General features: G+C 34.6%; 11 protein-coding genes. 10 read left to right on the top strand and 1 reads right to left on the bottom strand.

The genetic code is table 11. The annotated features are described in order from the left end of the window. The first annotated feature begins 24 nt into the window (after positions 1–24). The 5 genes from MHI39_RS25620 to MHI39_RS25600 all read left to right on the top strand — a co-directional run bounded on the left by MHI39_RS25620 (position 25) and on the right by MHI39_RS25600 (position 6,422). The gene (locus tag MHI39_RS25620; protein WP_342540437.1) at positions 25–1,452 is read left to right on the top strand and encodes an amino acid permease; all 1,428 of its coding nucleotides are present in this window, start codon (positions 25–27) and stop codon (positions 1,450–1,452) included. A gap of 539 nt (positions 1,453–1,991) precedes the next feature. Continuing rightward, positions 1,992–3,800: an ABC-F type ribosomal protection protein gene (gene abc-f / locus MHI39_RS25615; protein ID WP_058006158.1), complete on the top strand. Its 1,809-nt coding sequence runs from the start codon at positions 1,992–1,994 to the stop codon at positions 3,798–3,800. A 331-nt stretch (positions 3,801–4,131) separates the two neighbouring features. Beyond that, complete coding sequence (locus MHI39_RS25610; protein WP_058006159.1) at positions 4,132–4,953, top strand: basic amino acid ABC transporter substrate-binding protein; 822 nt, start codon at positions 4,132–4,134, stop codon at positions 4,951–4,953. A 96-nt stretch (positions 4,954–5,049) separates the two neighbouring features. Then, on the top strand, positions 5,050–5,703 hold the full coding sequence (locus tag MHI39_RS25605) for an amino acid ABC transporter permease (protein WP_058006160.1): 654 nt from the start codon (positions 5,050–5,052) through the stop codon (positions 5,701–5,703). Beyond that, the gene (locus MHI39_RS25600; RefSeq protein WP_058006161.1) at positions 5,700–6,422 is read left to right on the top strand and encodes an amino acid ABC transporter ATP-binding protein; all 723 of its coding nucleotides are present in this window, start codon (positions 5,700–5,702) and stop codon (positions 6,420–6,422) included. Before MHI39_RS25605 ends, MHI39_RS25600 begins: the two co-directional genes overlap by 4 nt. 95 nt (positions 6,423–6,517) lie before the next feature. On the opposite strand, the gene MHI39_RS25595 is transcribed toward MHI39_RS25600, so the two are convergent. After that, positions 6,518–8,092 (bottom strand): IS1182 family transposase, encoded by a 1,575-nt coding sequence (locus MHI39_RS25595; protein ID WP_058006960.1) that lies wholly within the window; start codon positions 8,090–8,092, stop codon positions 6,518–6,520. A 466-nt stretch (positions 8,093–8,558) separates the two neighbouring features. Between MHI39_RS25595 and MHI39_RS25590 the strand changes: the two genes are divergently transcribed. From MHI39_RS25590 to MHI39_RS25570, 5 genes are all read left to right on the top strand, one after another. Then, positions 8,559–8,885 carry a potassium channel family protein gene (locus MHI39_RS25590; RefSeq protein WP_058006800.1) on the top strand — a complete coding sequence of 109 codons (327 nt, stop codon included), beginning with the start codon at positions 8,559–8,561 and terminating at the stop codon, positions 8,883–8,885. 326 nt (positions 8,886–9,211) lie between these two features. After that, the gene (locus tag MHI39_RS25585) at positions 9,212–10,162 is read left to right on the top strand and encodes an ABC transporter permease (RefSeq protein ID WP_058006801.1); all 951 of its coding nucleotides are present in this window, start codon (positions 9,212–9,214) and stop codon (positions 10,160–10,162) included. Beyond that, a complete protein-coding gene (locus MHI39_RS25580) occupies positions 10,155–11,102 on the top strand; it encodes an iron chelate uptake ABC transporter family permease subunit (RefSeq protein ID WP_058006802.1) in 948 nt (315 codons plus the stop codon). Before MHI39_RS25585 ends, MHI39_RS25580 begins: the two co-directional genes overlap by 8 nt. Beyond that, positions 11,099–11,857 carry an ABC transporter ATP-binding protein gene (locus MHI39_RS25575; RefSeq protein WP_058006803.1) on the top strand — a complete coding sequence of 253 codons (759 nt, stop codon included), beginning with the start codon at positions 11,099–11,101 and terminating at the stop codon, positions 11,855–11,857. Before MHI39_RS25580 ends, MHI39_RS25575 begins: the two co-directional genes overlap by 4 nt. A 179-nt stretch (positions 11,858–12,036) precedes the next feature. After that, complete coding sequence (locus MHI39_RS25570) at positions 12,037–13,008, top strand: siderophore ABC transporter substrate-binding protein (protein WP_058006804.1); 972 nt, start codon at positions 12,037–12,039, stop codon at positions 13,006–13,008. Positions 13,009–13,013 lie beyond the last annotated feature (5 nt).

Genomic DNA, 13,013 nt, shown 5'->3' with positions numbered 1-13,013 from the left:
TTATATATAGAAAGGTGAGGCAGCATGAATAACAATAAATGGGGACTATGGATATTAACAACCTTCGTTGTAGGGAATATGGTAGGTGGCGGGATTTTCATGCTTCCAGCTAATCTAGCTCAAGTTTCAAGTCCATTGGGATCTACGATTGCTTGGGTGGCTACAGGTTTAGGTGTATTTATGATTGCCCTTGTTTTTGGTAACCTAGCGATTAGAAAGCCTAATTTAAAGGCTGGTCCACAAAGTTATGCACAAAACTTATTTTCTTCACCAAAAGCAGGTAAAGTTGCAGGCTATAGTATGGCATGGGGCTACTGGGCTGCAAATTGGGCTGCCACAGCATCTGTCATTATTTCATTTGCAGGATATTTAACTACCTTTTTTCCAATAATGCAAAGTAAAAAAGTCTTGTTCTCATTAGGGTCCTTCGAATTAGAGTATGGAAAAACGATCACCTTTATCATCTGTTCGATTATGCTATGGGGGATTCAATGGATTCTCTCTAAAAGTTTTAATAGTGCCGGGAAAATGAACTTAATGGCTACAATTACAAAAGTGATAGGTTTTGCGTTATTTATTATTTTTACACTTTTTATCTTTGATAAAGCAAACTTAGGAAGTGCAAAGGAATTTGTCGATGCTTCAGGGAAATCTTTTTCATTAGGTGGACAAGTAAATGCTGCAGCGATTGCTACGCTTTGGGCTTTTATAGGGATTGAATCTGCTGTTATGCTTTCAAATCGGGCGAAATCACAAAGGGATGTGAAAACTGCAACGATCCTTGGTCTAGTCATTTCCTTAGTTATTTATATCGGAATTACCCTACTAACGATGGGTGCCTTATCTCAAGAAGCGTTAAGGGAATCACAAAAACCATTAGTGGATGCACTTGGAGAAGTAATTGGAAGTAATGGAACGTATATCATGGCCGTTTTAGCTCTTATTTCATTATTTGGATCAACTGTTGGTTGGATTGTAGTAAGTTCTGAAGTCCCTTATCAGGCTGCAAAGAATGGATTATTTCCAGCTGTTTTTGCCAAAACGAATAAAACAGGGAGTCCGAAGAATTCTTTAACAATCACCAATGTAATGACACAAATATTTCTATTTTCTACTATCTCGGGTACAGTTACTCAAGCCTATAATTTTGCTATCGTTGTGGCAACTCTTGCTTATTTAAATCCTTATTTAGTGTCAGCAATTTATCAAATGAAGCTAGTAATTACAGGTGAAACATATGATGTCGTAACAGGCTCTCGCTTGAAGGATGGAATTATTACAGTGCTAGCTTTTGTATACTCTATATGGGTAATTAAAACAGGAACAGCCGATATGAAAACCTTCTTATTAGGCATAGGTTTGTTTGTAATAGGTTTAATACTATATCCAATGATCATGAGGAATTCACATCCAAAAGAAGAAGAGCCAGTAGAAACAGAAACATATGCATAAAGTTATTTCATTGGCTAAGCCCTTTTTTCAGGCATAGAGTTGATGTTTTCTGAGAATTGGGGTATATTATTGGTAACTACATGGAAGGAAGTATCTAAATTAGACATTATGATTTCCTTACACTTTTTTCGAAAATAATTTTATACGAAAAAGTGGCTCTGCCTGTTGAGGCAAGTGATAGGATACGTATGTCTATATTTAGGTACTTCAATTCTAAAAAGAACGGTATGATTTATAGGAGAACTATAGTTTTTTTGAGTTCTTTAAATTTGTAACCATCACTATTTCAAACACAGGCAGATGCCCTGTGTTTTTTTGCTAAAAAAGACTGTTTTCATATCGTTTGTTGCTTGGGTTAAAGCCATATTAATAGCTTTTACACCTAATAAACGGATTAGATGTCTGATGAAGTTTGCAGCACTTTACTCAGTGGAATGAGCGACTGGTCGATCTTTAATCCGTTTTTATTAGTTAAAGCATTACCTAAATAGCAACAATGTTTGTGAAAAGAGCCTTAAAAAAGAAGGTGGTGGCTGTTTATGTTTTTATTAAAAGCAGAAGATGTAAGTATTGAAATAAATGCAAATACATTGTTTGAAAAGGCTTCATTGGAAATATGTGAAGGCGAACGGATTGCCCTAATCGGAAATAATGGAGTAGGAAAAACAACTTTCATTAAAGGATTGATGGGCGTAATCCCTATTGCTAAAGGAATCATTCAATCAAAATTGAAAGCAAATGAAGTTGGTTGGATGGATCAAGTATCCATTGACGATGGTCAAATAACAACGAGAGAGTTTATTGAAAAGGAAAATGAAAAGTTATATGAACTTAAAAGGAAATTAAAGAAATATGAAACTGAAAGTAATTTCGCTGATGACTATATGGAAAACTTTCAGCAGTATCTAGATTTGAACGGATATGATTGGCAGGCAGCTATTGATAAACAACTATATAAAGTTGGCTTGCCGGAACAACTTTGGGCACAATCCTTTTTAACATTGAGTGGGGGGCAAAAAACACGAGCAAAGCTTGCTAGAGTTATGGTGAAGCAGCCGAAATTGTTAATTTTAGATGAACCGACTAATCACTTGGACGCAGAATCCATCGATTGGCTTGTCTACTGGATTTCGCAATATAAAGGAGGAGTCCTTTTTACCTCACATGAGCGGGAATTTATTGATCGGGTAGCGACAGTAACCTATGAGTTAACAAATAAAGGAACAAAAAAATATGAGGGAGGATATTCGTTTTATCGTGAGCAAAAGCAGTTTGAGCAAAAAACACTAGAGGCCCAATACCAAAAACAGGAAACTGAAAGAAAAAAGTTAGTGGAAGCAGTAAACCAGTATAGACAGTGGTTTGAGAAAGCACATGCAGCTGCAAGTGAACGGGATCCTTTTGCTAAGAAAAAAGCCAATAAAAATATGACGCGACTAAAAGCTAAAGAAAAAGCTTTAGAACGTTTAGAAAACAATCGGATCGAAAAGCCCGTTGAATCTAAAAAATTAAATTATAGCATAGACGCGGAAGAATTTTCGAGTAGAACGATGTTGGCTTTAACAGATGTTTCTTTTTCATATTGTAGTGAACTCCCTCTTTTTGATCAACTTTCTTTAATTGTAAAACGCGGTGATCGAATAGCCATTATTGGACGGAATGGTACTGGAAAAACTACTTTATTAAAATTATTAACTGGGAAATTAGAGCCATGCAATGGTGAAGTGAAGAGAAATCCACAATTAAAAATTGGCTATTTCATGCAGGAATTAGAAGGATTGAATGGAGAGGAGACCATCCTTGAACAGGTTCTATCCTTACCAAACATGACACAAACAGAGGCGAGAACGATATTGGCTTGTTTCCTTTTCCATAGAGAGGATGTGTTTAAAAAGGTAAAAGACTTGAGCATGGGTGAGAAGTGTCGCGTCGCTTTTGTGAAGCTTTATTTTTCACAGGCCAATTTACTTGTATTTGATGAGCCAACGAATTATTTGGATATTGAAACGAGGGAACGAATTGAAGAAGCTTTAGCTATGTATCCAGGTGCAGTGATAATGGTTTCTCATGATTCATTTTTATTGAGAAAGGTAGCTAATCGAGTTATTGCATTAGGGGATGGAGAGACAGTGGACTATCCAGGTACCTATGATGAGTGGGCAAATACAGCCCCTGCATCCAATGATCTTCAAAAGCTGAATAACGAAAAAAGTATCCTTGAACTTCAGCTTACAAACCTTATTGCCGAAGAGGCTCCTGATGACCAACAGCAAAAAGAAATATTTAAGCAAAAGCTGATGGATCTGAAACAAAAAATCGCAAAACTAGATGAAGAATATAGGAAATAGTTTCTATTATTGAAAATCTGTCTCCACATATACAAGAAAAATGTGACTCATATCCAAATCGGTGGGCAGAACAAAACATTATATTGACAATAAAAGGGCATCGCTTTGATGCCTTTTTTATTCGAGCTTCAATTAATTTCTACTTAACTAATCTTTGTTCCATTAATGATTGCCTTTTATTTATCCTATAAATTATGCATTTAGTATGCATAATTTATGCAATTGAATAATAGAAATTATATGAAATATAAAAATAAGTGTTGAAAAAGATAGGTTTACAGTTTATTATTTTTACTAACAAATAAATAAAAATTAAGGTGGATGAATAAATATGTATAAAATGACCGCTAAAATTAGTATGGTTTTAATAGTATGTTGTATATTTATACTTTCAGCTTGTGGACAAGGTTCGAAGGAAGCAAACTCAAATGGTTCGGATAATAAAACGTTGAGCGTGGGTACAGAGGCTACTTTTGCACCATTTGAATTTATGAAAAAAGGGAAGGTTACGGGCTTTGATGTAGATCTCTTAAATGCTGTGGCAAAAGAGGCTGGGTATGAAGTGAAAATAAAAAATACTGGTTGGGACACCATGATGGCTGGTGTTCAGGATGAAAGTATTGATATCGGTATGGCAGGGATAACAATTAATAAAAAAAGATTGAAAACCTATGACTTTTCACATCCTTATTTTGAATCTATTAATATGATTGTTGCTCCAAAAGATTCACCTATTGAGAATGCAAAGGATTTAAAGGATAAAAGGATTGGGGTACAGAATGGAACAACGGGCCAAATGGCAAGTGAGGCCTTATTTGGGGAAAATAATAAGAATATATTAAAATATGAAACTTCAGCTATGGCGTTCATGGCATTGGAAAATGGTGATGTAGAAGCAGTGGTAACGGATTATGCCGTTGCGAAAGAATATGTAGAAAAAAATCCTGATAAAAATGTAAAAACGATTGATGATCGAACAAACTTTACACCGGAATATTACGGAATCATGTTCCATAAGGATAGTAAGTTAAAAGCAAAGTTTGATCAAGCATTGAATAAAATCCTGGATGATGGAACATATACAGAAATTTACAAAAAGTGGTTTGGTACAGAGCCAGATGTCGATACATTAAAAGCTGCACAAGAAAAGTAAGTAAATTTAAGAATAGGGACTGTCATGTAAATCATAGGGTCCGACCTATAAGACAGTCCCTTCTTTATATCTGACCCTTCAAAAAGGAGCAATACTATGAATTTTCAATTTGACATTGTTCAGGAATATTTACCTTTTTTCCTTAAAGGAACATTACTTACAATCGCATTATCACTTGCAGGAATCGTGTTAGGGTTGATTCTCGGATTGTTTATTGGAATGGGAAAGATGTCAAAGAAGCTAATTCGCTTCCCGTTCATTTGGTATATTAATGTTTTTAGAGGTACTCCCCTATTTGTACAGATTCTCATTATTCATTTTGGTGTCATGCCAATCTTTATGAAACCAGTTAATCCGATTATTTCAGCAATTGTTGCATTATCTCTTAATTCTGCTGCATATATCGCAGAAATTTTCCGCGCAGGAATTCAGTCGATAGATAAAGGACAAATGGAGGCAGCCCGTTCATTAGGTATGAGTCATGTACAGGCAATGAAAAAGGTTATCTTGCCACAGGCATTTAAACGAATGATTCCACCACTTGGAAATGAGTTTATTGTATTATTGAAGGAGTCCTCCTTAGCAGCTATCATTGCTGCCCCAGAACTTTTATATTGGGGGCGTGCTGCACAAGGGGCCTATATGAGAGTGTGGGAACCTTATTTAACCGTTGCGGTGATCTATCTTATCCTAACCTTATCATTAACCTACCTAATTCAATATTTAGAGAGAAGGTTTGCAAAAGAATGATTTCTGTTCAAAATTTAAAAAAGTCCTTTGGTGAAAATGAAGTATTAAAGGATATTAATATAGAGATAAAGCCTCAAGAAGTTGTAGTTGTGATAGGACCTTCTGGTTCAGGAAAATCCACTTTCCTCCGTTGTTTGAATCTGCTTGAAACGATTACTGCTGGCCATGTATATATTGAAGGAACGGATATATCGGCAAAAAAGATTAACATTAATGATATTCGCAAAGAGGTTGGAATGGTATTCCAGCAATTTAATTTATTCCCTCATAAAACAGTATTAGAAAATATTATGATGGCTCCAATGACGGTCAGAAAATGGGATAAAGATAAAGCAAAATCCAAAGCGATGGAACTATTAAAAAAAGTCGGATTGGAAGATAAAGCGAATGTTTATCCTGATTCGTTATCGGGTGGACAGAAGCAGCGTGTTGCGATATCGAGGGCTTTAGCAATGGAACCAAAGATCATGTTATTTGACGAGCCTACCTCTGCCCTTGATCCTGAGATGGTAGGGGAAGTGTTGGAAGTTATGAAACAGCTAGCGAAGGAAGGGATGACAATGGTCGTTGTTACCCATGAGATGGGCTTCGCAAAAGAGGTAGGAGATCGTGTGATCTTTATGGACGGAGGATATATTGTCGAAGAAAATACTCCAAAGGAATTATTTGAACATCCTCAGCATGAGAGGACAAAGTCGTTTTTGGGTAAAGTATTATAAGGAGGCTGGGACATAACTAGCTTCAAATAGTGAAAAAGTTGAATTTGAGCGAACTCAAATTCAACTTTTCCTATTTTTGTGTGTTAATTCTTCTATTACCGTAGTTGTTTGGCCGTGAATTTTCTTAAATTCACGGCCATTAATGCGAGTCCCATTTCATTTTCTACCTTCGATTTTCCTCGTACAGAAAATCGAGTGAAACGTAAATTAGCCTTCAAGAATCCAAAAACTGGTTCCACATCGATTTTGCGTTTTCGATAGATGGAGCTCGTTTTCTCTTCTGAAAGCTTCGCTCTCACATATACTTTTTGTTGTTCCCATTGTTCATTCACCATTAGTTTTCGATTGTTGCCTTCTTTCGCTTTTGTACATGATGAACGGAATGGACATCCCGAACAGTCCTCACACTCGTAGATCTTGAACCTTCGTTGGAATCCCGTACGATCAGTACGGACAGAATGATATTGAAATTCAAGACGTTTCTGGTTAGGGCATATATATGTATCTGTTTCTTCACAATACTGCCAGTTGTCGGGATTCAATGGGTTTTGTTTGTACTTTTTCTTTTGCTCCTTCAAATACAGATTATACGTAATCAGTGCTTCTCGTTTTCTGTTCAAAAGGATATCATTATAGTTTTGTTCACTACCATAACCTGCATCTGCGACAATATGTTTCGGTAACACGAAATAATGGTTCTCGATTTCATCAAGAAATGGAATTAACGTACGTGTATCTGTTGGGTTTGAAAATAAACTATAGGCAAGCGTGTATTGCCCTTCTGTTGCGATTTGTACATTGTAACCAGCTTTCAATTGTCCGTTTTGCATATAATCATCTTTCATTCGCATAAATGTCGCGTCCAGATCTGTTTTGGAATAGCTATTACGTGTGCCTAAAATTTCAAAGTCTCGTTGATATTTTTGTTTTCGTAAGACAAAATCAATCAACTGTTTACGCACTTGTTTCGGGTATTTGCGTTCACTTCTTAAAGCTTTTCGTTCTGGAACGTCTGATGATTCCTTAATTTGTTTATCATACTCAGCTACGACATTGTCCACTTTTCCTACCAATTGAGCGAGCTCTTTCAATGATAATTGTTCATCACCTTCCCGTTCAATTTCAGGTATAATTTCGTTCTCAAGTAGCTCGTTATATAGCTGGTTTGACCTTTCAATTAAACTGTGATGATATTTCTCAATCGATTTCTTCCAGACAAACGTAAATTTATTCGCATTTGCTTCAATCTTTGTACCATCAATAAAAATTGCTTCTTGATCGATTAGTTTTTCTTCGATTAATTGGCAACGAAATTGGACGAAACATTGGCGAATTAATTCTTTCACATCTGAATGAACACGGAATCGATTGATTGTACGGTAGCTTGGTTCATACCCTTGTGATAGCCACATCATCCGGATACTGTCTTTTAATAGGGCTTCAATTTTTCGCCCTGAAAAGACAGATTGGGTGTAGGCACATAAAATAATTTTAAGCATCATGCGTGGATGATAAGCAGGATAGCCCTCATTTCGCAGAAATGGTTCGAAAACTTCATGAGGAATACTTTCAACTAGATGATGGATATGAAAGGCAATATCATTTTTTTGTAATTTTACTTCTAAATCTAAAGGCAAAACTAATTGATTCATGGTATAATTTTTAAACATAAGGATCCTTCTTTCTGTATAATTTTGTTGTGGTGACTTAATTTTATCAGAAGTGGTCCTTATTTTTGTTAAAAAAATAATCAAAGCCGGTGAAATTTTACTTGTCGTAAAATTTCACCGGCTTTTTCATCTCAGAGGTGGGTTTTGTCCCAGCCTCTTTTTATTTTGGCTGTCTTCGAATTGTTTATTGCTTTTAAATATCTCTACTGTCGGTATCTATACCTAAAAAGGGGTTCGGAGGTTCTATGGAAGGTTTGCAGCTCACTTCTAGTGTAGTGACGGGTTTTTCAGAATTTGAACCATTCTTTACTAGAAAAGCTTCACCAATGAATAATAATGTTTGAGCTATTATTTATGAAAAGAGTTGTGCTGTCACATACTAAATGATAATTAGTTTTCGTTTTACTTATCTCTATGAAGAACACTAAAATAGATAATTAGAAATATACATCAAGGGGGGACTCTAGTGGTTTCTTTTTTACTCACGTTGAAAAGACTTTTTCATGGATTATTTCATTCATTTAAGGAGAAGGAATTTCAAGTTATATTTGTATTAATTATAGCTATCCTTCTTTCTGGTACTATTTTTTATACGAAAGTAGAAGGTTTAAGTGTTATCGACTCACTCTATTTCTGCTTTGTAACCTTAAGTACGATTGGTCATCCTGATTTTGTCCCAGAAACAGCTTTCGGAAAGATTTTTACAATGATCTATATATTAGCTGGAATTGGACTCTTTTTCGGATTAATTGTACGGATTGGGAGAGGAATTATAAAAAGCAAAAATGACTAAAAAAGATCGTGGTCATGAAATAGGAGTTTTTTATTGTTTCTCTACTTATATCGTATTATTAAAGCCAGAATAGACAATTTTGTGAAATTCAAAAATACTAGCATATAATTTTATGGAAACGGATTGACAGGGAGATTTAAACTGATAAAATAAAAATGTAAATGATAATGAATATCATTGATAAATGGTGCATAGTTTTAAATAAAGTATTCTGTTTGGTTTCCGTTTATCGGTTATTTTTTATAAAATTAAATGATAATGAATCTCATTGTCATAGAATTCAAGGTACATATATCATAGCCAGCTAAAGGGAAGTTAGGTTTTCTATGAAAAAAGTAGTTTTAATACTCATGTTTATTGTTCTATCAATTATTTCATTATTTGTAGGTGTTCAAAATATTACACCACTTGATATTTTTCATCTTACTGATGAACAAAAAGACATTTTGCTTATTAGCAGATTGCCAAGATTAGTTAGTTTGATATTAGCTGGAGCTAGTATGAGTATATGTGGTTTGATTATGCAGCAGTTATCCCGGAATAAGTTTGTATCACCAACGACTGCTGGAACGATGGATTCTGCGAGATTAGGGATTCTTGTTTCCTTAATTATTTTCTCGTCAGCCAGTATGCTGGAAAAAATGGTGTTAGCTTCTTTATTTGCACTTATAGGAACATTCGTGTTTATGAAGGTTCTAGATAAAATTAAGTTCAAGGATGCCATCTTTATTCCACTTGTTGGTTTAATGTTCGGGAATATTATTAGCTCGATTACCACGTTTTTTGCTTATAAGCATGATTTGATACAGAGTATATCATCATGGCTGCAGGGGGATTTCTCCATGGTAATGTCAGGGAGATATGAAATGATCTATATCAGTATTCCTCTGCTTATCCTAGCGTATTTATTTGCAGGTAAATTTACATTAGCAGGTATGGGAGAAGATTTTGCTGTAAATCTTGGCTTAAATTATAAGGTTGTTGTAAATATTGGATTGGTAATTGTGGCATTATCTGCAACCTCAGTATTGTTAACTGTAGGGACAATTCCATTCCTTGGGTTGGTTGTTCCAAATATTGTTTCCATTTATAACGGTGACAATTTAAAGAAAAACCTTTCTCAAACTGCCCTATTAGGTGCCGTGTTCTTGTTGTTCTGTGACATTTTAGGCCGCATCATCATTTATCCATATGAAATTCCAATTGGATTAACGGTTGGTGTAATAGGAAGTGGTATTTTCCTTTACTTACTTATGAGGAGAAAGGCATATGCGTAATAAAGTCAAATTATTGATCCTAGCAGTTGTGTCAGTCATTTTAGTGAGCATTTTTATGTTTACAGAAATGGGGAATTTTCCAGCGTATGTACTGCCAAAACGAGGCATAAAAATATTAGCAATTATCTTAACTGGTGGTTCCATCGCATTTTCAACCGTCATCTTTCAAACAATCACGAATAATAAAATATTAACGCCAAGTATTATCGGGTTAGATTCTCTTTACATGTTAATCCAAACTTTTTTAATTTTTGTCTTTGGTGCAACCAGTGCGACTGTGATGAATAAAAACTTAAACTTTCTTCTCTGTGTCGCATTAATGGTCGTCTTTGCAGGATTATTATATAAATTCTTGTTTAAAAAAGAAGGCCAAAATATTTATTTTCTTTTACTAGTTGGTCTTGTAATGGGGACATTATTTCAAAGCTTTTCATCGTTTATGCAAGTGATCATTGATCCGAATGATTTTATGGTTGTTCAAGATCGAATGTTTGCAAGCTTTAACAATATAAATACCGATTTATTAACGATCTCGTTTGTTTTGGTGATTTTAATTGGTCTATATTTTATTAGATTTATAAAATTCCTAGATGTCCTATCATTAGGTAGGGAGGAGGCTATTAATCTAGGTGTGGATTATGATTACGTCGTCAAACGTCTCTTAATTGTCGTGGCGATTCTCATTTCCATCTCTACAGCATTAATAGGTCCTATTACATTTTTGGGATTACTCGTGGCAAATGTATCTTATCAATTTTTAAAAACCTACAAGCATTCATACTTAATAACTGGCTCCATTTTAATAAGTATTATTGCTTTAATAGGGGGATTATTAATTGTAGAGCGAGTATTTACATTCTCTACAACATTGAGTGTCATTATTAATTTTATCGGCGGAGTCTATTTTATCTATCTACTTTTAAAGGAGAGTCGAGCATGATTGAGATCAGAAATGTTTCAAAAACATACGGGAACAAGAGTGTAGTCGAAAATGTCTCTTTGAATATAGAAAAAGGGAAGATCACTTCCTTCATCGGTCCAAATGGAGCGGGGAAAAGTACTCTGTTATCAATGATGAGTCGATTAATTTCGAGAGATAGTGGCGAAATTTTAATTGATGGTAAAGATATCAGTAAATGTAAATCCAATCTGTTAGCGAAAAAAATGTCCATTCTAAAACAATCTAATCATATTAATATTCGCTTAACAGTTAGAGAATTGGTTTCATTTGGTCGTTTTCCTTATTCACAAGGGAAGCTAACGAAAGAGGATTGGGTGTATGTTGATGAGGCGATTGCCTATATGGAATTAGAAGATATTCAACATAAATTCTTGGATCAATTAAGTGGCGGGCAACAACAACGTGCGTATATCGCGATGGTTATTGCTCAAAACACAGAATACATCCTATTAGATGAACCATTGAATAATTTGGATATGAAACACTCTGTTCAAATCATGAAAGTACTAAGAAAGCTAACAGATGAATTAGGAAAGACCGTTGTCATTGTTATCCATGATATCAACTTTGCTTCTTGTTACTCAGATCATGTTGTGGCATTAAAGGATGGAAAAGTTATTCAAGACGGTCCTACTGATCATATAATTGACTCATCCATTCTCGGTGATATATATGAAATGGATATAGCCATTCAAAATATAAATGAAAATAGAATTGCTGTTTATTATGCATAAGGGAATATTTCCTACTGATAAAGTATTGTGATTGTAACAATTAAACCTAATAACTGAATTCACGGATGGCGCCTTCGTGTTCAGTTTTTATATTCCATATTGAGAATGAATTTCATTTGCTTGGAATGTTTCAATTACAATTTTTATAAATTATGAAAACTATTAAAAGAGGTGTAAACATGAAAAAGAAATTATCCTTATTTTTTATCATAGCAGTACTAGCGGTATTTGCAGTTGCATGTGGAACAACTAAAGGTGACAACACATCTGGTTCAAAATCAGAAGGCAAGTCAGAAAGTAAATCTGAGGTATTAACCATTAAACATCAGCTTGGAGAAACACCAGTACAGAAAAATCCGAAAAAAGTAGTAGTTTTTGATATGGGTACTTTAGATACATTAGATAAATTAGGTCTTAGTGATTCTGTAGTAGGTGTTCCACAAAAAAATCTTCCATCTTATTTAGATGCTTACAAGGATTCTAAATATAGTAATGTAGGTGGATTAAAAGAACCGGATTTTGAAGCAATTAATGAAATTCAGCCAGATTTAATTATCATTTCTGGTCGCCAACAAGATTCTTATGATAAGTTTTCTGAAATTGCACCAACTATTTTCATGGGTGTAGATACGAATAAATATATGAATTCATTTAAAGAGAATGTAAAGACAATTGGAGAGATTTTTGGTAAGGAAGAGCAAGCAGATAAGGAATTAGCTTCTATAGATAAAGATATTGCTGACTTAAAAGAAAAAGCAGATGCAAGTGATGCAAAAGCATTAATTACATTAGCAAGTGGTGGTAAGGTAACTGCTTATGGACCATCATCTAGATTTGGATTAATACATGATGTTTTTGGTGTTAAAGCTGTGACAAAGGATCTAGAGGCTGATCCTGTTCATGGACAAAATATTTCAATGGAATTTATTACAGAAAAAAATCCTGACATACTATATGTTATCGACCGTGATGCAGCAGTCGGCGAAGGTAATAATGCAAAACAAGTCATTGAGAACGATTTAGTCAAGAAAACGAATGCATATAAAAATAATAAAATTGTTTACCTTGATCCTGGCTATTGGTACTTATCAGGTGGAGGCTTAGAGTCTGTAACAGAGATGGTAAAAGAAGCAGCAAAAGGATTAGAATAAATGAA

Source organism: Heyndrickxia sp. FSL K6-6286, from assembly GCF_038630395.1.
In the GTDB taxonomy this organism is placed as follows: Bacteria; Bacillota; Bacilli; order Bacillales; family Bacillaceae_C; genus Heyndrickxia; species Heyndrickxia oleronia.
The sequence above is the reverse complement of the archived record's forward strand: the minus strand, read 5'-3'. Positions and strand labels throughout refer to the sequence as shown.